Source organism: Pseudomonas izuensis (assembly GCF_009861505.1).
Classification (GTDB): Bacteria; Pseudomonadota; Gammaproteobacteria; order Pseudomonadales; family Pseudomonadaceae; genus Aquipseudomonas; species Aquipseudomonas izuensis.
Genome location: NZ_WTFT01000015.1, coordinates 1 through 21,398, shown reverse-complemented (window position 1 = coordinate 21,398; position 21,398 = coordinate 1). Strand labels below are relative to the sequence as shown.

19 protein-coding genes and 1 pseudogene are annotated in these 21,398 nt (G+C 61.9%); 15 read left to right on the top strand and 5 right to left on the bottom strand.

The window, feature by feature from the left end; translation table 11 throughout:
* Window positions 1-10: 10 nt before the first annotated feature.
* Both GPL81_RS15855 and GPL81_RS15850 read right to left on the bottom strand, forming a co-directional pair.
* Window positions 11-319: a cupredoxin domain-containing protein gene (locus GPL81_RS15855; protein ID WP_096509928.1), complete on the bottom strand. Its 309-nt coding sequence runs from the start codon at window positions 317-319 to the stop codon at window positions 11-13.
* Between the two features lie 12 nt (window positions 320-331).
* A complete protein-coding gene (locus tag GPL81_RS15850) occupies window positions 332-1,300 on the bottom strand; it encodes a metallophosphoesterase family protein (RefSeq protein WP_160107532.1) in 969 nt (322 codons plus the stop codon).
* Between the two features lie 154 nt (window positions 1,301-1,454).
* Here GPL81_RS15850 and GPL81_RS15845 point away from each other — a divergent pair, with 154 nt between their 5' ends.
* Complete coding sequence (locus GPL81_RS15845; protein WP_160107531.1) at window positions 1,455-1,967, top strand: sigma-70 family RNA polymerase sigma factor; 513 nt, start codon at window positions 1,455-1,457, stop codon at window positions 1,965-1,967.
* Complete coding sequence (locus tag GPL81_RS15840) at window positions 1,960-2,703, top strand: anti-sigma factor family protein (protein ID WP_160107530.1); 744 nt, start codon at window positions 1,960-1,962, stop codon at window positions 2,701-2,703. The genes GPL81_RS15845 and GPL81_RS15840 overlap by 8 nt, the downstream gene beginning before the upstream one ends.
* A gap of 138 nt (window positions 2,704-2,841) precedes the next feature.
* On the opposite strand, the gene feaR is transcribed toward GPL81_RS15840, so the two are convergent.
* The 3 genes from feaR to paaY all read right to left on the bottom strand — a co-directional run bounded on the left by feaR (window position 2,842) and on the right by paaY (window position 5,485).
* Complete coding sequence (gene feaR / locus GPL81_RS15835; RefSeq protein WP_160107529.1) at window positions 2,842-3,756, bottom strand: transcriptional regulator FeaR; 915 nt, start codon at window positions 3,754-3,756, stop codon at window positions 2,842-2,844.
* A gap of 64 nt (window positions 3,757-3,820) precedes the next feature.
* A complete protein-coding gene (paaX, locus tag GPL81_RS15830; protein ID WP_096509923.1) occupies window positions 3,821-4,744 on the bottom strand; it encodes a phenylacetic acid degradation operon negative regulatory protein PaaX in 924 nt (307 codons plus the stop codon).
* Between the two features lie 138 nt (window positions 4,745-4,882).
* Window positions 4,883-5,485, bottom strand: coding sequence for a phenylacetic acid degradation protein PaaY (gene paaY / locus GPL81_RS15825; RefSeq protein WP_160107561.1), 603 nt, complete (start codon window positions 5,483-5,485; stop codon window positions 4,883-4,885).
* Window positions 5,486-5,834: 349 nt separating this feature from the next.
* Here paaY and paaF point away from each other — a divergent pair, with 349 nt between their 5' ends.
* The 13 genes and pseudogenes from paaF to tssI form a co-directional block, all read left to right on the top strand.
* Window positions 5,835-6,608 (top strand): 2,3-dehydroadipyl-CoA hydratase PaaF, encoded by a 774-nt coding sequence (gene paaF, locus GPL81_RS15820; RefSeq protein WP_160107528.1) that lies wholly within the window; start codon window positions 5,835-5,837, stop codon window positions 6,606-6,608.
* Between the two features lie 42 nt (window positions 6,609-6,650).
* Entirely contained in the window at window positions 6,651-7,442 is a 792-nt protein-coding gene (gene paaG, locus GPL81_RS15815; RefSeq protein ID WP_160107527.1) for a 2-(1,2-epoxy-1,2-dihydrophenyl)acetyl-CoA isomerase PaaG, read from the top strand.
* Between the two features lie 3 nt (window positions 7,443-7,445).
* Complete coding sequence (paaH, locus tag GPL81_RS15810; RefSeq protein WP_160107526.1) at window positions 7,446-8,963, top strand: 3-hydroxyacyl-CoA dehydrogenase PaaH; 1,518 nt, start codon at window positions 7,446-7,448, stop codon at window positions 8,961-8,963.
* Window positions 8,956-9,405 carry a hydroxyphenylacetyl-CoA thioesterase PaaI gene (gene paaI / locus GPL81_RS15805; protein WP_160107525.1) on the top strand — a complete coding sequence of 150 codons (450 nt, stop codon included), beginning with the start codon at window positions 8,956-8,958 and terminating at the stop codon, window positions 9,403-9,405. The genes paaH and paaI overlap by 8 nt, the downstream gene beginning before the upstream one ends.
* On the top strand, window positions 9,398-10,609 hold the full coding sequence (pcaF, locus tag GPL81_RS15800) for a 3-oxoadipyl-CoA thiolase (protein ID WP_160107524.1): 1,212 nt from the start codon (window positions 9,398-9,400) through the stop codon (window positions 10,607-10,609). The genes paaI and pcaF overlap by 8 nt, the downstream gene beginning before the upstream one ends.
* Window positions 10,610-10,708: 99 nt before the next feature.
* A complete protein-coding gene (gene paaK, locus GPL81_RS15795) occupies window positions 10,709-12,034 on the top strand; it encodes a phenylacetate--CoA ligase PaaK (protein ID WP_160107523.1) in 1,326 nt (441 codons plus the stop codon).
* A 452-nt stretch (window positions 12,035-12,486) separates the two neighbouring features.
* Complete coding sequence (paaA, locus tag GPL81_RS15790; protein WP_160107522.1) at window positions 12,487-13,476, top strand: 1,2-phenylacetyl-CoA epoxidase subunit PaaA; 990 nt, start codon at window positions 12,487-12,489, stop codon at window positions 13,474-13,476.
* A gap of 28 nt (window positions 13,477-13,504) precedes the next feature.
* A complete protein-coding gene (gene paaB / locus GPL81_RS15785) occupies window positions 13,505-13,786 on the top strand; it encodes a 1,2-phenylacetyl-CoA epoxidase subunit PaaB (RefSeq protein ID WP_007943393.1) in 282 nt (93 codons plus the stop codon).
* Between the two features lie 8 nt (window positions 13,787-13,794).
* The gene (gene paaC, locus GPL81_RS15780; RefSeq protein WP_160107521.1) at window positions 13,795-14,556 is read left to right on the top strand and encodes a 1,2-phenylacetyl-CoA epoxidase subunit PaaC; all 762 of its coding nucleotides are present in this window, start codon (window positions 13,795-13,797) and stop codon (window positions 14,554-14,556) included.
* Window positions 14,543-15,076 (top strand): 1,2-phenylacetyl-CoA epoxidase subunit PaaD, encoded by a 534-nt coding sequence (paaD, locus tag GPL81_RS15775; protein WP_160107520.1) that lies wholly within the window; start codon window positions 14,543-14,545, stop codon window positions 15,074-15,076. The genes paaC and paaD overlap by 14 nt, the downstream gene beginning before the upstream one ends.
* Before the next feature lie 31 nt (window positions 15,077-15,107).
* Window positions 15,108-16,184: a 1,2-phenylacetyl-CoA epoxidase subunit PaaE gene (gene paaE, locus GPL81_RS15770; RefSeq protein WP_160107519.1), complete on the top strand. Its 1,077-nt coding sequence runs from the start codon at window positions 15,108-15,110 to the stop codon at window positions 16,182-16,184.
* A gap of 178 nt (window positions 16,185-16,362) precedes the next feature.
* Entirely contained in the window at window positions 16,363-18,417 is a 2,055-nt protein-coding gene (gene paaZ / locus GPL81_RS15765; protein WP_160107518.1) for a phenylacetic acid degradation bifunctional protein PaaZ, read from the top strand.
* Between the two features lie 342 nt (window positions 18,418-18,759).
* Window positions 18,760-20,667, top strand: a pseudogene (gene tssI, locus GPL81_RS15760) (type VI secretion system tip protein TssI/VgrG); the annotation flags it as partial.
* Window positions 20,668-21,398: the final 731 nt, after the last annotated feature.

The following is a 21,398-nucleotide window of genomic DNA, read 5'->3' as shown; positions in this document are numbered from 1 at the left end:
GGCCACCGGGTTATTGGGTAACCACAATCTTCCCGATCATCTGCGGATGCAGCGCACAAAAATACTCATATTCCCCCGGCGCGTTGAACACCCAGGAATAACTGTCCCCCGTATCCAGCGCCCCCGAGCGAAACACCTTGTGGGTTTCCGCCACCGTGTGCGGGACCTCGTCGTCGTTCACCCACGTCACTTTGGTGCCCACGGGCACAGTCATGTCCTTGGGCCCATACATGAATGCCTTGATATCGACTTTCACCTCCTGAGCCCACACCGGCATCGACAGCATCAGGCACAGCACGGCCAACAGTCGCGTTTTCATCACTCCCCTCCCCTAAACCAGTGTCGAATCGATCAGCGCCAGTGGATGATCACCCTGGGTCGCCCGCACATCGGTGATCCCCAGGTAATTGCGCAATTGATCCGCCGCCACCGTCATCGGCCCCGGTGATGGCGCCGCACCCGGTGCGGGTTGTGGATAAGCCGTGCCCCGGGCGGTGTGGAAGGTGATATTGCCTTCGACCTTCTGGATGACTTGATGGATATGCCCGTTCAACACCGTCACCGAACCGTACTTGCGCAGCATGGCGATGGCCTGGTCACCGTCTTCGGTCCCCCACCCCCACGGCTGATAAATCGTCCACAGCGGAATGTGGGTAAACACCACGATCGGTGTACTGCTCGATACCGCGCGCAGGTCATCGGCCAGCCACGCCAGTTGATCGGCGCCGAGGGTCGCTTCATGGCCCGCCTGGAAGTTGAAGACATTCACCAGCGCGATGAAATGCACGCCGTGGTCGTCGAAGCTGTACCAGCCATTGCCTTGGGTGCCCTTGCCGTAACGTTGCAGATAGAGTTTGCCGCCGCCCTCGTCGAGGGTGTCGTGCTCGCCCGGCACGTAATGCACGGTGGAGGGCAGGCCTTTGAGCAGCTGTGCGGCGGTGTCGAACTCTTCGGGTTTGGACAGGTGGGTGATATCGCCGGTGTGCAGGATCAGCGACGGCTGTTTCGGCAGTGCGACGACCCTGTCGATGGCCACCTGCAAAGTCTTGACCGGTTCCGGGTTGGCCTCTTTGTTGAAGCCAATGTGCGAGTCGCTGATCTGCACAAAGTGGAAGTTGCTGGCCAGTGCCTTGGGGTCCGAGACCTTGCCCGTGTCATCCAGGGCGAAGGCCCGTGGAATGCCGCCGGACAGGGCCCAGATCACGCCTGCCCCCGCCCAGGCCGAACATTTGAGGAGCGTTCGGCGGTCCGGGTTCAAGGGGCCGTCGACGCGTCGTTGGTGTCTTGAATGAATGTTCATCGGTATTCCCTCGCAGGCGTTCTACAGTGATGCAACTGACACGAGTTAAAACCGGATGGGTTGGGACTTTATTCCCGGTCGAAAAAAACATTTTTTCCAGGGAATAAAACATCACGCGGCACAGTTATAGAGGCGGGACAGTGCGGGAACCACTATGAAGCGATTTGAGGAATTGTTTGCGCCCCACCTGGACGCCGCCTACAACCTCGCGCGCTGGCTCACCGGCCAGGACAGCGCCGCGCACGATGTCGTCCAGGAAAGCGCCCTGCGCGCCTTCCGGTTTTCCCAGCGTTTCGCCGGCGGCAACGCCAAGGCCTGGTTCCTCACGATCGTGCGCAACGAGAGCTACACCTGGCTCAAGGCTTCGGCCGGACACCGTTGGGTCGCTTTGGGCGACGAGTTTCCCGAAGACGACGACACGCCGAGCCACGGCCAGACCCCGGAACTGCTGGCCATTCACACGGAAAATGCGGCGCTGATCCAGCAGGCCCTGTGCGCCCTGCCTCCCGTGTTTCGCGAGGTGATTGTTCTGAAGGAGCTCGAAGACATGCCCTACAAGGACATCGCCCTGGTGGTCGACATCCCCATCGGTACCGTCATGTCGAGACTGGCCAGGGCTCGCGCCATGCTCAAACACGAACTACTGAAGTTGCACGATCATGAATGAACTCGACTGCACGGTTTGCCAGACGCTGATACATGGCTATCTGGACAAGGAACTCGATCCGGCGACGGCTGCGAAGGTAGCCGGGCATTTGGCCGGGTGCGCCGAGTGCGCGCGGTTGCATGATCAGGCTCGGTTGCTGGTGGCCGGCGTGAAGCAGAGCGCGGTGTATTACGCAGCACCGGCGTCGCTGGCCGCCAGTATTTTCCCTGCCGAGCCGCCAAAACCCCGTTTCATCGAGCGCTGGCGAACCTGGTTCGCTCCGGCGTTTTCAGCGGCGGCGCTGGTTTTGGCAATGGTGCTTTATGTGGCCACGCCGGGCGCCCAACAACCCTTGATGGACGAAGCGGTGTCCAGTCACGTCCGATCATTGATGGGCGAGCATTTGAACGATGTGGTGTCCTCTGACCGCCACACCGTGAAACCCTGGTTCACCGGCAAGCTCGACTTCTCGCCGCCGGTGTTCGACTACTCGGCGCAGGGTTTTCCCCTGTTGGGTGGGCGTCTGGATTATCTGCAGCATCAGACCACGGCGGCCCTGAGTTACGGGCGCAACAAGCACATCATCAATGTGTTCATCCTGCCCACGACGGAGGCCGACAAACCGCGACAGAGCGAGACGATTCGCGGCTTCAATGTGGTGTCGTGGCAGGAGAACCACATGCGCTTCGTGCTGGTCTCGGACCTTGAGAAAAGCGAGCTGGAGGCGCTGGGCCAGTTGCTCAAAAACGGTGCCTGACTCAGTTGGCCCAACACCTACCCCTGTGGGAGCAAAGCTTGCTCGCGATTGCGTCGTGCCAGTCGACAACCCTTTAGCTGACACACCATCGCGAGCAAGCTTTGCTCCCACAGGGTGAATCATCGCTGAGGCGAACCCTCACGCATGCTGCTTGCGGTATTCCCCCGGCGCAATGCCGAAGCGCGATTTGAACGCTGTGGAGAAGTAGCTCGAATCGGAAAACCCCCACGAATACCCCAGCACCGACAACTTCTGTTCCTTGCCCGATTGGCGCAGGGATTCGGCGCACAGGTCCAGGCGACGGTTCTTGATGTAGCGCGCCACCACCAGGCCCTTCTTGGCGAACATCCGGTACAGGCCACGGGTGGACATCCCGACTTCTCGGGCCAGCCATTCCGGGCACAGCTCTTCGGAGCGGATGTGCTGGTCGATGAAGCTCAGGGTCTTGCGGAAAGTGCGCTCGTGCAGATCCGTGCAATCGTCAGCCTGACTGATGGCCGGACGCAGCAGGCTGACAAGCGCCTCCAGGGTCGCTTCACTTTCGTGGCGGCTCAAGTCCGGTTGGCGCGTGGCCTCGAGGATCAAGCGATGCGAGAGCATGGCCATGGGCGATGTCGCCGGAATGCGATGGCCGCACCTGACCTGATTGAAGCGAAGGGTCTGCTCCACCAGTTGCGACGGCAGGATCAGCGACAATTGCCGGGAGTTTTCGCTGTAGGTGAAATCGCTGGGCCGCGCGGCATCGATCAGCGTGATGTCACCGGCGGACAGCAACACCCTGTCGTCGCCCTGGGCCATGCCCGCCGTGCCATCGAGCTGGAATACCGCGAAGTACTTGCCGCCCTCGCCCGCCGCCACTTCCTGCGGCGTGCGGTACAGCCGCGCCTGGCAGACATCGACGAAGCTGAGCTTGAGCGCATCGCTGCGGTATTCCCGGATCTGCCCGGCAAAACCGGTGCCCAGGGGTTGTGCGTTGAAGGCGCCGCAGATCTGGTTGATCTGATGGATCCACTGATCGAACCCATCCTGGCGCTGTGCAATTGTAGAAATCATGGCAGGCCTCACGCAGGCTTATTGTTATTGTCTACGTCAATCCCTGAGCGTGTCTGACAGCGGGTTATTTCAACCCGCCAAAGCGTCGATAAAAACTCTCGCCCACGTCCGGCAACGGGCCGTCGGCAGTTTCCAGTGCACTGTTCAGCCATTCCTCGGCCTTGGCGTAAATCAAACGGTAAATGTTGCGGCACAACTGGCGGGCTGCTCGACCTTCCCAGTCACCGGGCAATAGCTCGTCCGGCAATTGCGGATCGCGCAGCAGCAGTTTGCGGTATTCGTGAATCAGCAGAATCCGTGCCAGGAAGCAGTCCGCCGGTTGCAGGTTTTCCTGCTCGCGAAGCGCTTGCCAGAGCGGTCGGAACAGCTGGATGAACTCGCTGTAATGGGTCGCCAGTTCCTCGATGTTCCAACTCTCGCGCACCTGCAGACGCAGGGCCTTGGAGGCCAGCACGTCCTGGGCGGTGGTTTCGAAGACGATGGTTTCTTCCAGGGCGCCAAGGTCGAGCAGGGTCGCGTTGACGTCGGTGCGGTCGCTGCGCGGGCAGGCGAGCACCGCCGGCGAAATCGCACCAAAACCTTGCCACTCCAGTTCTTCACGCACTTGTTTGCGCTTGTCCTGGGTCAGTTGCGAGAGCATCACCAGGCACCAGGAACCATCCCAGGCCGGCATGCTGGTGCTGTAGACCCGCTTGAATGCCTTGTCGAAACGCCGGCGACCGGTGCCGGTCAGGCTGTAGTAACTGCGCCGGCCGACTTTCTCGGCCGTCAGCCAGCCTTCCTTGGTCAAACGGAAAATCGAGGTGCGGATCAGCCGCTCGTTGATGCCGATCGGTTCGAGCAATTGAATCAGGCTACCCAGCCACACGGTACCGCCATGGGGTTCGATGGCATCACCGTACAAGGTGATGATCAGGGAGCTGGCGCGGATTGGCGTCTGCTCCTGGAAGCGGGTGATCAGATGGTTCAGGGGTGTCAGGGACGACATGGGCGTACCGGGCTAAAAAAAGAAAAGGAATATACCGAAAGAGGAGCCACCTGTAGGAGCAAAGCTTGCTCGCGATAGCGTCGTGTCAGTCGACATCAATGTTTAATGACACACCGCCATCGCGAGCAAGCTTTGCTCCTACAGGGGATTGGTGCTGTCCTTGGGCCGCAACCCACGATCACTCATACGCGGCCGATCCGCCTCCGGCTCGGTCAACGGCTCGCACTCTTGCATCTGCGTGAGGCACCGCTTGGCCAGCTCTTGATACTCACGGGTACCCGCCTGTTTCCACGCCACTTCCTGATCGCTGAGGGTGCGCTTGATGCTGGCCGGCGCGCCCATCACCAGCGATTGCTCGGGGCATTCGAAACCGGCCTTGACGAACGCCGCCGCCGAGACGAAGGACCGCGGGCCGATGCGCGCGTTGTCCATCACCACTGCATTCATGCCTACCAATGCATCGGCGCCGATCCGGCAACCGTGCAATACCGCGCCGTGGCCGATGTGACCGTTGCGCTCGACCACCGTGTCACTGTCCGGGAAACCGTGCATCACGCAGGTGTCCTGCAGGTTGGCACCCTCTTCCAGCACGATCCGCCCGAAGTCACCGCGCAGGCTCGCCAGCGGCCCTACATAGCAATGCGCACCGATGATGACGTCACCGATCAGGACAGCCGTCGGGTGCACATAAGCAGTGGGGTCGATCACCGGGGTCAGGCCATCGAGGCTGTAGCAGGTCATGGCGGCTTCCTTTACAAAGCGATGCATTTATTGACTCAATTTGTATCACATCGCTTTTATCAGCACAAAGACAAAAAAGCGTATCACTTGAAAAGCCCGGGATCCGTCCACCTAACCCGCCGCTCTGGAACACCACCAAAGCCAATAAACACGGGGGAAAAGCCCTTACAACCGATTGGCTGATACAGGCTTCTAAAAAACACAAATCCGACAATAGGACACATCAAATCAATTTTTGTATTGCATTTTCGTATCACGTTACGGGTATACTCCGGCAAAACCGGCCCCTGCGGCCGATCCAATAACAAGCCGGCACTCCCGCCGTGCGTACACCGTGAGGGCAACCGCCGTGCCTCAAACCCTGACCGTCGAAACGCTCGACACTGGCGTGCGCCTGATTACCCTGCAGCGCCCACAGGCGCTGAATGCCCTGAACACCCAACTGCTGGGCGAACTGGCCGACGAACTCGCCGTCGCCCAGGCCGATCCCGACACCCGCGCCGTGGTCATCACCGGCAGCCGCAAGGCATTCGCCGCCGGTGCCGACATCAAGGAAATGGCCGAGCGCGATCTGGTCGGCATCCTCGACGACCCGCGCCAGGCCTCCTGGCAGGCCATCACCCGCTTCAGCAAACCGCTGATCGCCGCCGTCAACGGCTTCGCCCTGGGCGGTGGCTGCGAACTGGCGATGCACGCCGACATCATCATTGCCGGCGAAGACGCGCGCTTCGGCCAGCCGGAAATCAACCTCGGGATCATGCCCGGCGCCGGTGGCACCCAACGCCTGCTGCGCGCTGTCGGCAAATCCATGGCCATGCAGATGGTGCTGACCGGCGAGCCGATCGATGCCCGCCAGGCGCAACGCGCCGGCCTGGTCAGCGAAGTCACCCAACCGGAATTCACCGTCGAGCGCGCCCTGCAAGTCGCCCGCGCCATCGCTGCCAAAGCCCCACTGGCCGTGCGCCTGGCCAAGGAAGCGCTGCTCAAGGCCATGGACACCGACCTGGCCAGCGGCCTGCGTTTCGAGCGCCACGCCTTCACCGTGCTGGCCGGCACCCGTGACCGCAACGAAGGCATCGCGGCGTTCCAGGAAAAGCGCACGCCGAACTTTACTGGCCAGTAATCAACAACGAATTCGTACGACCTCTTAGAGAGCGCCCACAACATGAACTTCGAACACATCCTGTTTTCCATCGACGCTGGCGTCGCCCTGCTGAGCCTCAATCGTCCGGATCAGCTCAACAGCTTCAACACCCAGATGCATGGCGAAGTGAAAGAAGCGCTGAAACAGGTACGGCAGAACCCGGACGTGCGCGTGTTGCTGCTGACCGGTGAAGGCCGCGGCTTCTGCGCCGGACAAGACCTGAGCGATCGCAACGTCGCGCCGGGGAGTGCCGTGCCGGACCTGGGCGAGTCCATCGAGAAGTTCTACAACCCAATGATCCGCCAACTGCGTGACCTACCGATGCCGGTGATTTGCGCGGTCAACGGCGTGGCGGCGGGTGCTGGCGCGAACATTCCCCTGGCCTGCGACCTGGTATTGGCCGCACGCTCGGCCAGCTTCATCCAGGCCTTCTGCAAGATCGGCCTGATCCCGGATTCCGGTGGTACCTGGACCCTGCCGCGCCTGGTCGGTATGGCCCGCGCCAAGGCCCTGGCCTTGCTCGGCAATCGCCTGAGCGCCGAACAGGCCGAGCAATGGGGCCTGATCTACCGCTGTGTGGACGACGCCGAACTGCGTGACGAAGCACTCAAGCTCGCGCAACACCTGGCCACCCAGCCGACCTACGGCCTGGCGCTGATCAAGCGCAGCCTCAACGCCAGCATGAGCAACAGCTTCGACGAACAGCTGGAACTCGAGCGTGACCTGCAACGCCTGGCCGGGCGCAGCGAGGATTACCGCGAAGGCGTCAGCGCCTTCATGGAAAAACGCACCCCAAGCTTCAAGGGGCGTTGAGTCATGACCGCATTGAATAAAACTGAACGCGTCGCCGTGATCGGCGCGGGTGCCATGGGTGCCGGCATTGCCCAGGTCGCGGCGCAGGCCGGCCATCCGGTATTGCTGCTGGACAATCGTCCCGGTGCTGCCGCCCAGGCCATCCAAGGCATTGACCGGCAACTGGGCAAACGGGTCGAGAACGGCAAACTGTCCGCCGAGTCGCGCACCGCAACCATTGCCCGCCTGCAAGCTGTGGAAGCTATCGAAGCCCTGGCCGATTGCGATCTGATCATTGAAGCGATCGTCGAGAACCTCGACGTGAAGCGCGCGCTGTTCCGTCAGCTGGAAGGCATCTGCGGCGCGCAATGCATTCTGGCCAGCAACACCTCATCGCTGTCGATCACCAGCATCGCCGCGCAGCTGGAGCATCCGGAACGCCTGCTCGGCCTCCACTTCTTCAACCCGGCGCCGGTCATGGCGCTGGTGGAAATCGTCTCGGGCCTGGCCAGCGATCCGGCTCTGGCCGAATGCCTGTACGACACCGCCAAGGCCTGGGGCAAGAAACCGGTACACACCCGCTCCACGCCGGGTTTCATCGTCAACCGCGTGGCCCGGCCGTTCTACGCCGAAAGCCTACGTCTGTTGCAGGAAGGCGCCGCCGATTGCCCAACCCTGGATGCACTGATGCGCGAGGCCGGCGGCTTTGCCATGGGCGCCTTCGAGCTGACCGACCTGATCGGCCATGACGTCAACTACGCCGTGACGTGCTCGGTGTTCGACGCCTACTACCAGGACACCCGCTTCCAGCCTTCGCTGATCCAGAAGGAACTGGTGGACGGTGGTCGTTTCGGCCGTAAAAGCGGACAGGGCTTCTATTCCTATGCCCAGGGCGTCGAACGCCCGCCAGCGAGCGAAATCACCAGCAGCGCCAGCGTCGAAGCCTGCCTCGTCGAAGGCGATCTGGGTATCGCCCAAGGCTTGCTGCCACGCCTGCGCGAACAAGGCGTCAACGTCATCCAGCGCGACGGCCGTGGCCTGCTGCGGGTTGGTGACGCGGTGCTGGCCTTGAGCGACGGCCGCATGGCCTGTCAGCGTGCCAAAGAAGACGGCCTGCGCAATCTGATCCTGCTGGATCTGGCGGGCGATTACGCCACTGCCAAACGCATCGCCATCAGTTACGCAGCAGGCATCGATCCGCTGGCCCTCGAACAAGGTGTTGCTCTGCTGCAGCGAACCGGACTCAAGGTCAGCCTGCTCAGCGACAGCCCGGCCCTCGCCGTGCTGCGCAGCGTGGCGATGCTCGCCAATGAAGCCGCCGATGCCCTGCTGCAAGGCGTGGCCTCAGCCGCCGACATCGATCTGGCCATGCGCGCCGGGGTCAACTACCCCCAAGGCCCGCTGGCCTGGGCCGATGCCGTGGGCCTGCCGCACATCCTGACCGTGCTGGACAACCTGCAAGTCGCTTACGGCGAAGAACGCTACCGACCGTCGCTGTTGTTGCGCCGCCGCGTGGCCGAAGGGAGAAACTTCCATGACTAACCATGAAGCGATGACCCTGGCCAGCGACTGTGCGCAGTCGCTGTTCCAGCGCGACGCCGCCAGCCAGGCCATGGGCATGCGTCTGCTGTCCGCCGGCCCCGGTACTGCTCGCGTGGGCATGACCGTGCGCGCCGACATGGTCCAGGGCCACGGCACCTGCCACGGCGGCTACCTGTTCGCCCTCGCCGACTCGGCGTTTGCCTTTGCCTGCAACAGCTACAACGAAGCCACCGTGGCCATCGGTTGCAGCATCGACTACATCGCCCCGGCCCGCCTGGGCGACACCTTGAGTGCCGACTGCACCGAGCAAAGCCGCTCCGGCCGCACCGGCAATTACGACGTACGTATTGAAAACCAGCAGGGCCAGTTGATCGCCCTGTTCCACGGCAAATCCTACAAAGTGCGCGGCCCGGTGCTGGCGCAGGAGACCCCGAATGAATGACGCCCTGATTATCGACGCGGTACGCACGCCCATCGGCCGCTACGCCGGAGTCCTGAGCAGCGTGCGCGCCGACGACCTCGGCGCGGTGCCGCTGCGTGAACTGCAACGCCGCCACCCGCAAGTGGACTGGAGCAGCGTCGACGATGTGATCTACGGCTGCGCCAACCAGGCCGGCGAAGACAACCGCAACGTCGCACGCATGTCGGCCTTGCTGGCCGGGTTGCCGGTCAGCGTGCCGGGCACCACCCTCAACCGCCTGTGCGGTTCCGGGCTGGATGCGGTCGGTACCGCAGCGCGGGCGATTCGCAGTGGCGAGGCCGGGCTGATGCTGGTGGGTGGCGTGGAATCGATGTCCCGCGCACCGCTGGTGATGGGCAAGGCCGAGCAGGCGTTCTCCCGTCAGGCCGAGATTTTCGACACCACTATCGGCTGGCGTTTCGTCAATCCGCTGATGAAAAAGGCTTTCGGCATCGATTCCATGCCGGAAACCGCGGAGAACGTCGCCGCACAGTTCAATATTTCCCGCGCTGATCAGGACGCTTTCGCCCTGCGCAGCCAGCAACGCGCCGCGGCTGCCCAGGCCAACGGTCGCCTGGCCAAGGAAATCGTTGCGGTGGAAATCCCCCAGCGCAAAGGCCCGGCCAAGATCGTCGAGCACGATGAACACCCGCGCGGCGATACCACGCTGGAGCAACTGGCCAAACTCGGCACGCCGTTCCGCGAAGGCGGCAGCGTCACCGCCGGCAATGCCTCGGGCGTCAACGACGGTGCCTGCGCCCTACTGCTGGCCAGCCCCGAAGTCGCCCAACGCCATGGCCTGACCGCCCGTGGCCGCGTGGTGGCAATGGCCACCGCCGGCGTCGAGCCGCGGATCATGGGCATCGGCCCGGTGCCGGCAACCCGCAAAGTGCTGGAGCTGGCCAACCTGAGCCTGGCGGACATGGACATCATCGAGCTCAACGAAGCCTTTGCCGCCCAAGGCCTGGCGGTGCTGCGCGAGCTGGGTCTGAGCGACACCGATCCACGGGTCAACCCCAACGGCGGCGCCATTGCCCTGGGCCATCCGCTGGGCATGAGCGGCGCGCGTCTGGTGACCACCGCCCTGCACGAGCTGGAAGAACGCCAAGGCCGCTATGCCCTGTGCACCATGTGCATCGGCGTCGGCCAAGGGATCGCGCTGATCATCGAGCGTCTATCCCACTAAAGAATCGCGATTCCCAAGGAACCCAGAGGTATCCTTGGGGCATGCACTCAAAGCCCCCGCGTGCAGGGGCTTGAACACAAAAACAATTCGAGTGAAACCATGAACATGCCAATTTCCCAATCCACGCTTGATCCCGTGCTGGACCCGCTGGAAACCGCCAGCGTCGACGAACTCCGTCAACACCAGCTGGAACGTCTGCGCTGGAGCCTAAAGCACGCTTACGAGAACGTGCCGCTGTACCGTCAGCGCTTCGATGCGCTGGGTGTGCACCCGGATGACATCAAGTCCCTCGAGGACCTGGCGAAGTTCCCGTTCACCACCAAGTCCGACCTGCGTGACAACTACCCCTACGGCATGTTCGCCGTGCCAATGCACGACATCGTGCGCCTGCACGCCTCCAGCGGCACCACCGGCAAACCGACCGTCGTCGGCTACACCCAGAACGACATCGACACCTGGGCCAACGTCGTGGCCCGTTCGATCCGCGCGGCTGGCGGTCGTCGTGGCGATAAAGTGCACATTTCCTATGGCTACGGCCTGTTCACCGGCGGCCTCGGTGCGCACTACGGTGCCGAGCGCCTGGGTTGCACCGTGATTCCGATGTCCGGCGGCCAGACTGAAAAGCAAGTGCAGCTGATCAAGGATTTCCAGCCAGACATCATCATGGTCACGCCGTCCTACATGCTCAACATCGCCGATGAAATCGAGCGCCAGGGCATCGACCCGCACAAACTGGCCCTGCGCCTGGGGATCTTCGGTGCCGAGCCGTGGACCGCCGAACTGCGCAGCGCCATCGAGGCGCGCATGGGCATCACCGCCCTGGACATCTACGGCCTGTCGGAAATCATGGGCCCGGGCGTTGCCATGGAATGCGCCGAAACCAAGGACGGCCCGACCATCTGGGAAGACCACTTCTACCCGGAAATCATCGACCCGATCACCGGCGAAGTGCTGCCGGACGGCCAGATGGGTGAACTGGTGTTCACCTCCCTGAGCAAAGAAGCCCTGCCGATGATCCGTTACCGCACCCGCGACCTGACGCGCCTGCTGCCGGGCACCGCGCGGCCAATGCGTCGCATCGACAAAATCACCGGACGCAGCGACGACATGCTGATCATTCGCGGCGTCAACGTGTTCCCGACGCAGATCGAAGAACAGGTGCTGAAAATCAAGCAACTTGCCGAGTGCTACGAGATCCATCTGCATCGCAACGGCAACCTGGACAGCGTTGATGTTCACGTGGAGTTGAGGGCCGAGCATCAGCACATGACCGACGAACAGCAGAAGGCTGTTTGTGGCGAGTTGAGCAAGCACATCAAGACCTACATCGGGATCAGTACGCGGATCGTGTTGCAGCCTTTCCACTCGATCAAGCGATCCGAGGGCAAGGCCTGCCACGTCGTGGACAAACGCCCTAAAGCATGACTGCTGCACCCCTTTGAGCCCCGCTGATGCGGGGCTTTTTTTTGGTTCATCGCCCTGCCTGCCCTCTGTAGGAGCGAGCCTGCTCGCGATGGACGTCAACGATGACGCGGGCTGCCTGATACCCCGTGGTGACCTTGAGTTCATCGCGAGCAGGCTCGCTCCTACAGTGGATTGAATGCATTCGCGAATGTCAGGGTGAAGACAGTTGCTCCCACAGGGTACGCACGGCATTCCCCTGTAGGAGCGAGCCCTGCTCGCGATGGACGACAACGATGACGCGCCCTGCCTGTACGAACGCGTTGCCCCGGCGTTTTTCGCGAGCAGAGCTCGCTCCTACAGGGGAAGCGATACAAAAAACAAATACGACACGTCATTTTGTGTTTGATATTAATTTCTGTATCGCTTATAAAGTTCTCCATGCCTCAGAACAGATTCAAGGCGGGAGACCTAAAATGTACGCACAGCTAGTAGAAACAGGCGTAAAGCGCATAAAAGACCTGTCGGAAATGTCCGAACAGGAGCGCGCTTTCCAGGAAAAAATCGATTCAGAAATCAAGATCGAAGCCAAGAACTGGATGCCAGATGCCTACCGCCAGACCCTGATCCGGCAGATATCCCAGCACGCTCACTCCGAGATCGTCGGCATGCTGCCCGAAGGCAACTGGGTCACCCGCGCGCCATCGCTCAAACGCAAACTGCAACTGATGGCCAAGATCCAGGACGAGGCCGGTCACGGCCTGTACCTGTACAGCGCCATGGAAACCCTGGGCGCCGATCGCGATACAGAAATCGACAAGCTGCACAGCGGTAAAGCCAAGTATTCGAGCATCTTCAACTACCCGACGCTGAACTGGGCTGACATGGGTGCGGTGGGCTGGCTGGTGGATGGCGCGGCGATCGTTAACCAGGTGGTATTGCAGCGCACCTCTTACGGTCCGTACTCGCGGGCGATGATTCGCATCTGCAAGGAAGAAAGCTTCCACCAGCGCCAGGGCTACGAAATCCTCCTGACCATGATGCGCCACGGTAATCAGGCGCAAAAAGACATGGTCCAGGACGCGATCAACCGCCTGTGGTGGCCGTCGCTGATGATGTTCGGCCCGAGCGACGAACACTCGCCGAACAGCGCGCAATCCATGGCCTGGAAGATCAAGCGCCAGAGCAACGACGAACTGCGCCAGCGCTTCATCGACCAGACCATCCCGCAGCTGGAGTTGCTGGGCTGCACCTGCCCCGATCCTGACCTGAAGTGGAACGCCGAACGCGGCCACTACGACTTCGGCGAGATCCAGTGGGACGAATTCTACGAAGTGCTCAAGGGCAACGGCCCGTGCAACCAGGAACGTGTCGCCACTCGCCGCAAGGCGATTGAAGACGGTGCCTGGGTTCGCGAAGCCGCCGTCGCCCACGCCCGCAAAAAACAAAACAAGAACGCCGCCTGATCCGGCCACCTGATGTGGAGTAACTGAAATGTCCGAGTGGACCCTTTTCGAAGTTTTCGTGCGCAGCAAGCACGGCCTGAACCACAAGCACGTCGGCAGCGTACATGCCGCCGATACCACCATGGCCATCGAAAACGCCCGCGAGCTGTACACCCGTCGCAGCGAAGGCGTGAGCCTGTGGGTCGTGCCTTCGGCATTGATCACTGCTTCGTCGCCGGATGAAAAAGACCCGCTGTTCGATCCGTCGGACGACAAGGTTTACCGCCATGCCAGCTTCTACGAGCTGCCGGCCGAAGTCGGGCACATGTGAGGTCGACCATGAATAACAAGACCGATCTGATCGAATACCTGCTGCGCCTGGGCGACAGTGCCCTGATCCAGGGCCAGCGCCTGTGCCAGTGGTGCGGCAAGGCCCCGGCACTGGAAGAAGAGCTGGCACTGATGAACGTCGGCCTCGACCTGGTGGGTCAGGCGCGCAACTGGCTGGAATACGCCGCCGAACTGCTGGACGACGGCCGTGACGCCGATCACCTGGCGTTCCGTCGCGACGAGCGTGCCTACCGCAACCTGCTGCTGGTGGAACAACCCAACGGTGACTTCGCGGTGACCATGCTCAAGCAGTTCCTCTACGACGCCTGGCACCTGCCAGTGTTGCAGGGCCTGAGCCAGTCCAGCGACGAGCGTATTGCCGGCATCGCCGCCAAGGCTGTGAAAGAAGTCACCTATCACCTGCGCCGCTCCGGCGAGTGGATCGAGCGCATGGGTGACGGCACCGAGGAAAGCCACAAGCGCATGCTCGCGGCCATTCCGGAACTCTGGCGCTTCACCGTCGAACTGATCGCCGCCGATGACAGCGAACAGCGCCTGTGCGAAGCCGGCATCACCCCGGACATCGCCACGGTTGCCAGTGCATGGCAAGCCAAGGTCGAACAGATTTTCGCCAGCGCCACCCTGCCCGTCCCTGCCGCGCCAAGCTATTTCTACCTGAATGCGCGCAAGGGCCTGCACACCGAACACCTGGGCATTCTGCTGGCCGAGATGCAGTTCCTGCCACGAGCGTACCCCGATGCAACCTGGTGAGCTGATCGCCAGCGACCAGGGCGCCCGGCCGGTACAACCGAGCGACTTAACCGCCGCGTGGGCGATTCTGTCCGAAGTCATGGACCCGGAAGTGCCGGTGGTCAGCGTTGTCGATCTGGGCATCGTCCGGGATCTGGACTGGCAGGCCGGCCATCTGCACGTGGTGGTCACCCCGACCTACTCCGGTTGCCCGGCTACCGAAGTGATCGAGGGCGATATCCGTGCCGCCCTGGAACAGGCCGGCTTCAACGCCCCGCGCCTGGAGCGCAAGTTGACCCCGGCCTGGACCACCGACTGGATCACCGACAGCGGCCGTGAGCGCCTGCGCGCCTACGGCATCGCACCGCCCGAGGGCAGCTCCAGCAAGCGCAGCCTGCTCGGTGAAAGCCCGGTGATCGCCTGCCCGCAATGCGGCAGCGTCCACACCGAGGTGCTCAGCGAGTTCGGCTCCACCGCGTGCAAGGCGCTGTATCGCTGCGTCGATTGCCGGGAACCGTTCGACTATTTCAAGTGCATCTGAGCGGCGTCGTCCGTCCAGCTGGAGAACAACAATGAGCAAGTTTCATAGCCTGACCATCAAGGACGTGCGCACCGAGACCCGTGACGCGGTGTCCATCGCCTTCGAGATTCCACAGGAACTGCAAGACAGCTTCCACTTCACCCAGGGCCAGCACCTGGTTATGCGCACCCAGCTGGACGGCGAAGAAGTGCGTCGCTCCTACTCGATCTGCACCGGCATTAACGACGGTGAACTGCGCGTGGCCATCAAGCGCGTGGCCGGTGGGCGTTTTTCCGCCTACGCCAACGAACAACTGAAGGCCGGACAGACTCTGGAAGTCATGCCGCCGGCCGGGCATTTCAGCGTCGAACTCGACCCGGCTCGCCATGGCCAATACCTGGCCGTGGCCGCGGGCAGCGGCATCACGCCGATCCTGTCGATCATCAAGACCACCCTGGAAACCGAGCCCCACAGCCGCGTCACCCTGCTGTACGGCAACCGTTCCAGCTCCGGCGCGCTGTTCCGCGAACAGCTCGAAGACCTGAAGAACCGCTACCTGCAACGCCTGAACCTGATCTTCGTGTTCAGCCGTGAGCAGCAGGACGTCGACCTGTACAACGGCCGGATCAACGCCGAGAAATGTGAGCAGCTGTTCAGCCGCTGGATCGACGTAAAAGCCCTCGACGCCGCGTTCATTTGCGGCCCGCAGGAGATGACCGAGACCGTGCGCGACAGCCTCAAGGCCAAGGACATGGACCCTGCACGCATTCACTTCGAGCTGTTCGCCGCCGCCGGCAGCCAGCAGAAACGCGAAGCCCGTGAAGCCGCCCGCCAAGTCGATTCGGCCGTCAGCCAGATCACCGTCATCAGCGACGGCCGCGCCCTGGCCTTCGATCTGCCACGTAACAGCCAGAGCATCCTCGACGCCGGTAACGCCCAGGGCGCCGAACTGCCCTACTCGTGCAAGGCCGGCGTGTGCTCGACCTGCAAGTGCAAGGTCATCGAAGGCGAAGTCGAAATGGACAGCAACCACGCCCTGGAAGACTACGAAGTCGCCGCCGGCTACGTGCTGTCGTGCCAGGCCTTCCCGATCAGCGAAAAAGTCGTGCTGGATTTCGACCAGCTCTGAAACACCGCTCTCACAGATTTGCATTGCCCCCTGTGGGAGCGGGCTTGCCCGCGATGAGGCCATCAAATTCAACATTGATGGCGGCTGACACTCAGCCTTCGCTGGCAAGTCGGACCGCCGCATCGCAGCTCCCACAGGGTCTGCGGCGACCCAAACCCTATTGATTCCAGGAACCACCATGTCCCACGCCCCTACCCTGCAAAGCTTCATCGCCGGCCGCTGGATCGGCCAACAAGGCGCGCAAACCCTGCGTAGCGCCATCGACGGCCATGAAATCTTCCGTACCCATGAAGAGCGTCCGGATTTCGCCGAAGCCATCGAGCACGGTCGCCGCCAAGGCGTCAGCGGCCTGATGGCGCTCGACTTCCAGCAACGTGCCCAGCGCCTGAAAGCCCTGGCCCTGTACCTGGCCGAACGCAAGGAACAGCTCTACGCGATTTCCCACCACAGCGGCGCGACCCGTGCCGACAGCTGGATCGACATCGAAGGCGGCAACAGCACCCTGTTCACCTACGCCAGTCTCGGCTCGCGTGAACTGCCGTCGGGCAATGTCGTCCACGAAGGCCCAGCCATGCAGCTGAGCAAAATGGGCACGTTCGCCGGCACTCATATCCTGGTGCCTCGCGGCGGTGTGGCGGTACACATCAACGCCTTCAACTTCCCGATCTGGGGCATGCTGGAAAAGTTCGCCCCGAGCTTCCTCGCCGGTATGCCGTGCATCGTCAAGCCAGCCAGCGCCACCAGCTACCTGACCGAAGCCGTGGTTCGCCTGATGGACGAATCCGGGCTGTTGCCAGCGGGCAGCCTGCAACTGATCATCGGTGGCACCGGCGACCTGCTTGACCGCCTGCAAGGCCAGGACGTGGTGACCTTCACCGGTTCCGCCGACACCGCCGCCAAGCTGCGGGTCAACCCGAATCTGATTCGCAACTCGGTGCCATTCACCGCCGAAGCCGACTCGCTGAACTGCGCGATCCTCGCCCCGGACGTCACCCCGGACGACCAAGAGTTCGAGCTGTTCATCAAGGAAGTGGCCAAGGAAATGACCACCAAGGCCGGGCAGAAATGCACCGCCATCCGTCGCGCCATCGTCCCGGCCAAGCACATCGATGCCGTCGCCACGCGCCTGCGTGATCGTCTGGCCAAAGTCGTGGTCGGCGACCCGTCGGTGGAAGGCGTGCGCATGGGCGCACTGGCCTCCCACGATCAACAGAAAGACGTGGCCGAGCGCCTGGAAATGCTGTTGCAGAGCAGCGACCTGCTGTTCGGTGCCCGCGATGGTTTCGAACCACGTGGCGAGAACGTCGACAAGGGCGCATTCTTCGCCCCGACTCTGTTGCAGGCGCGCGATCCGCACGCCGAAGGCGGCGCTCACGACATCGAAGCGTTCGGTCCGGTCAGTACCCTGATGGCCTACGACGACCTGGACGAAGCCCTGGCCCTGGCCGCACGCGGCAAAGGCAGCCTGGTCGCCAGTCTGGTGACCAAGGATCCACAAATCGCGGCCAAAGCCGTTCCAGTCGCAGCCGCCCTCCACGGTCGTCTGTTGGTACTGGACCGCAATTGCGCTGGCGAATCCACCGGCCACGGCTCGCCGCTGCCGCAACTCAAGCACGGCGGTCCGGGCCGTGCCGGTGGCGGTGAAGAACTCGGTGGTCTGCGTGCGGTGAAACACTACCTGCAACGCGCCGCGGTACAAGGTTCGCCGACCATGCTGGCAGCGGTCACCGGTGAGTATGTGCGCGGCGCCAAGGTCATCGAAACCGACGTGCATCCGTTCCGTCGCTACTTCCAGGACCTGCAAATCGGCGAATCGCTGCTGACCCACCGTCGCACCGTCACCGAAGCCGACCTGGTGAACTTCGGTTGCCTGTCGGGCGACCACTTCTACATGCACTTCGACGACATCGCCGCCAAGGAATCGCAATTCGGCAAGCGCATCGCCCACGGCTACTTCGTGCTGTCGGCAGCGGCCGGCCTGTTCGTCTCCCCCGGCGTCGGCCCGGTGCTGGCCAACTACGGCCTCGACACCCTGCGCTTCATCAACCCGGTAGGCATCGGCGACACCATCCAGGCCCGCCTGACCTGCAAACGCAAGATCGACCAGGGCAAGAAGAGCCCGCAAGGCATCCCGCAAGGGGTGGTGGCGTGGGATGTGGAAGTCACCAACCAGTTGGGTGAGCTGGTGGCGAGCTATGACATTTTGACCCTGGTGGTGAAGCGCGAAGACTGATCACGCCACATGGTTGACCACAGATCTTGTGGTCAACCAGCAACCACCTGTAGGAGCAAAGCTTGCTCGCGATAACGGAGTACCAGCCGGCATCATCGTCGGCTGACACTCTGCTATCGCGAGCAAGCTTTGCTCCTACAGGTTTTGGGGGTAATCACAGATTTGCGGTCAACCCAAAAACCACTGTGGGAGTGCCCCATTAGAAAACCTGCTGTCGCAAGCACTCGTCTGAAGGCCAAAACTTCAGGGGACGTAGGTCATTTCTGATTTCCCCTCCTCCCGCTCATCCCCCGTTGCCACTCATGCAGAATTGATCGCCTCAGTTCTGCAGAGAGACATCGGATGTTCACCCCTGCTAACCAACCGCGATTCACGCTGAGCCTCGACGGCGACCAGCACCATGACTTCAAGGTGCTTGAGTTCACAGGCTTGGAAGCCATCAGCGAACCCTATCGTTTTGACCTGGAGCTGGTCAGCGAGCTGCCCGACATTCCTCTCGAAAGGCTGCTGCATCGTCAGGCATTCCTGAGTTTCGATGGGCAACGTCGTGGCATTCATGGCCAGATTGCCCGGGTCGGCCAAGGCGACTCCGACCAACGCCTGACGCGCTATCAGATCAGCCTGGTCCCGCGTATGGCTTACCTCGACAGACGCATCAATCATCGGATTTTCCAGCAAAGATCGGTGCCGCAGATCATCGCCCGGGTGCTCAAGGACCACGGTATCTTCGAACACCTTGACTTTCATTTTCGACTCAGCGGCCAATACCCCGAACGTGAATACTGCGTGCAATACGCTGAAAGTGATCTGCTCTTCATTCAGCGTTTGTGCGCCGAAATCGGTATCCACTATCACTTCCAGCACAGCCCCGATGGTCATCTGCTGATGTTCGGCGATGAGCAGATGATTTTCCCCCGATTGCCCACACCGAAGAAGTACCTCCCGGGCAATGGCATGGCGGCAGAAACGCCTGTCATCCACCGCTTCAACGTCCGCCTGGAACCACGTACGACTGCAGTTACGCGCCGGGACTACGACTTCCAGAAACCGCGCCTCCACCTCGAAAGTAGCGTCGACAACAAGCAAATGCCGGTGCTCGAGGACTACTATTTCCCCGGCCAATTCATCGACCGCGAACACGGCCACCACCTGGCTCGGCGGGCTCTTGAGCGACACAACGCAGACTTTCGCCAGGCCAAGGGCAGCAGCGACGATCCGGACTTGGCAAGCGGGCATGTCCTGGACCTGGCCGAGCACCCGAACCGTGCCTGGAACGACGGGTGGCTGATCACCCGAATCGATCACCGTGGGCGACAGCCGCAGGTGCTGGAGTCGTCGGCTCCCAGCGACGACACGGGCGACTTCCAAGGCTATGACAATACCTTTCTGGCCACACCGAGGGACATCTACTATCGCCCGCCATCGATCGAAAAAACCCGCGTCTCGGGTTATCAATCTGCCGTGGTCACCGGCCCCAGGAACAGCGAAATTCATTGCGACAAGTACGGTCGGGTCAAGGTCCAGCTGTTGTGGGACCGGGAAGGCCAGTTCGACGCGCTCTCCAGTTGCTGGTTGCGTGTAGCCACGGGGTGGGCCCATGAGCGTTACGGCAGCGTGATGATTCCCCGCGTCGGCATGGAAGTGCTGGTGGGCTTTATCCATGGCGACCCCGACAAACCCGTGATCATGGGCTGTTTGCCCAACGCCTCGACACCGCTGCCGCTGGACCTGCCAGCGGACAAGACGCGCAGCATTTTGCGCAGCCAAACCAGCCCCGGAGGTGGTGGCTACAACGAGTTGCGCATCGAGGATCGCAAAGGTGCCGAGGAGATTTACCTGCGCGCACAGCGAAACTGGAATCAGGATGTACTGAAGGACATGCATGTTCAGATCGGCAACCAGCGCAATGTGGTGATCGGCAGTGCCGAAGGACAGATTTCCATCGATAGCCTTCAGGTTCACGGCGACCGCAAAATCCGCGTCAGCAACCAGACCCTAGAGGCGAGTGGGCACGTCCATGTCGGCGCGAGCCGGCAGATCGTTATCGACTGCGATGACAACATCTCCATTCAGTCGGGTGGGCACTGGATCAACATTGGCCCGGCGGGGATTTTCAGTAGCGTGGCGATCCAGCAGGGGGGCGCACCGATACCAACAAACGATGGCGAGACCGGCAAGGCAGCGTCACCCTCGGTACCGCTGAGTGAAGCGCAAATCCAGGGCCTGAAAAGCAACGCACCGTTCAGCGAAACGTTCGTGCGCCGCCATGAGGGCTCAACACCCTCCGCCACCGCGATGGCGTCCAATGTTGAACCCGGCTTCCACATCGTCGAGCAGCCTCTGTCCCGCACCGCTCTGGAGTCGCTGCTGTTTGCGCAACCGGACCCAACCGTACTGGCCAAATTTCGCAACCTCAACCCACAACTCAGCGGTTACGCCAAACCCGGTCAACTGATCGTGCTCAGCGACCCGCGCAACACACAATGCACCCGCGAAGAAGCCTTGCTGATGGAAGCGGCACAAAAAGTCAACGCCGCCCTCGAGCCCATGAGCGATGCCGAAGCCGAGTTCATGGCGCGTCATCACGATGAAATCGAATCCTTCCTCACCCAGGGTTCGACCGCCGTAGGCATTGGCGCCGCGATGTTCAACAACCACCTGACCAACTTGAAAAGCACCTTGGGAGAACTGGAAGCCCTGCACACTCGCACCTTCAATCAACACGGCAAACTCCAGGGCGCCGACTTCTTCAGCGAACGCAAACGCCTGATGGCCCAACTCGACACCAGCCTCGGCCCGCTGGTGCGCAAAGGCGTCGGCATTCCCGAACACCCGAAACTCAAAAACGCACTGGGCATTTCCAGCCGCAGCCTGGCGCACCACTGGAGCAAGGCCGGCACGGCGGGCGGGATTCCGGGGTATGCCACACACATTGAAGGCGTGAGCAAGGCCAGCAAGGTGATCAAGGCTGGGGGGTGGGT

Excerpts from the sequence above, each read along its gene's own strand:
- paaG (WP_160107527.1), top strand. The coding sequence starts at position 6,651 with ATGAACTTCGAACACATCCTGTTTTCCATCGACGCTGGCGTCGCCCTG.
- paaY (WP_160107561.1), bottom strand. The coding sequence starts at position 5,485 with ATGACCTGCTACAGCCTCGATGGCCTGACCCCGGTGATCGACCCCACT.
- GPL81_RS15850 (WP_160107532.1), bottom strand. The coding sequence starts at position 1,300 with ATGAACATTCATTCAAGACACCAACGACGCGTCGACGGCCCCTTGAAC.
- paaZ (WP_160107518.1), top strand. The coding sequence starts at position 16,363 with ATGTCCCACGCCCCTACCCTGCAAAGCTTCATCGCCGGCCGCTGGATC.
- paaX (WP_096509923.1), bottom strand. The coding sequence starts at position 4,744 with ATGTCGTCCCTGACACCCCTGAACCATCTGATCACCCGCTTCCAGGAG.
- paaD (WP_160107520.1), top strand. The coding sequence starts at position 14,543 with ATGCAACCTGGTGAGCTGATCGCCAGCGACCAGGGCGCCCGGCCGGTA.
- GPL81_RS15845 (WP_160107531.1), top strand. The coding sequence starts at position 1,455 with ATGAAGCGATTTGAGGAATTGTTTGCGCCCCACCTGGACGCCGCCTAC.
- paaK (WP_160107523.1), top strand. The coding sequence starts at position 10,709 with ATGAACATGCCAATTTCCCAATCCACGCTTGATCCCGTGCTGGACCCG.
- paaB (WP_007943393.1), top strand. The coding sequence starts at position 13,505 with ATGTCCGAGTGGACCCTTTTCGAAGTTTTCGTGCGCAGCAAGCACGGC.
- feaR (WP_160107529.1), bottom strand. The coding sequence starts at position 3,756 with ATGATTTCTACAATTGCACAGCGCCAGGATGGGTTCGATCAGTGGATC.
- paaE (WP_160107519.1), top strand. The coding sequence starts at position 15,108 with ATGAGCAAGTTTCATAGCCTGACCATCAAGGACGTGCGCACCGAGACC.
- paaH (WP_160107526.1), top strand. The coding sequence starts at position 7,446 with ATGACCGCATTGAATAAAACTGAACGCGTCGCCGTGATCGGCGCGGGT.
- GPL81_RS15855 (WP_096509928.1), bottom strand. The coding sequence starts at position 319 with ATGAAAACGCGACTGTTGGCCGTGCTGTGCCTGATGCTGTCGATGCCG.
- paaA (WP_160107522.1), top strand. The coding sequence starts at position 12,487 with ATGTACGCACAGCTAGTAGAAACAGGCGTAAAGCGCATAAAAGACCTG.
- pcaF (WP_160107524.1), top strand. The coding sequence starts at position 9,398 with ATGAATGACGCCCTGATTATCGACGCGGTACGCACGCCCATCGGCCGC.
- paaC (WP_160107521.1), top strand. The coding sequence starts at position 13,795 with ATGAATAACAAGACCGATCTGATCGAATACCTGCTGCGCCTGGGCGAC.
- paaI (WP_160107525.1), top strand. The coding sequence starts at position 8,956 with ATGACTAACCATGAAGCGATGACCCTGGCCAGCGACTGTGCGCAGTCG.
- GPL81_RS15840 (WP_160107530.1), top strand. The coding sequence starts at position 1,960 with ATGAATGAACTCGACTGCACGGTTTGCCAGACGCTGATACATGGCTAT.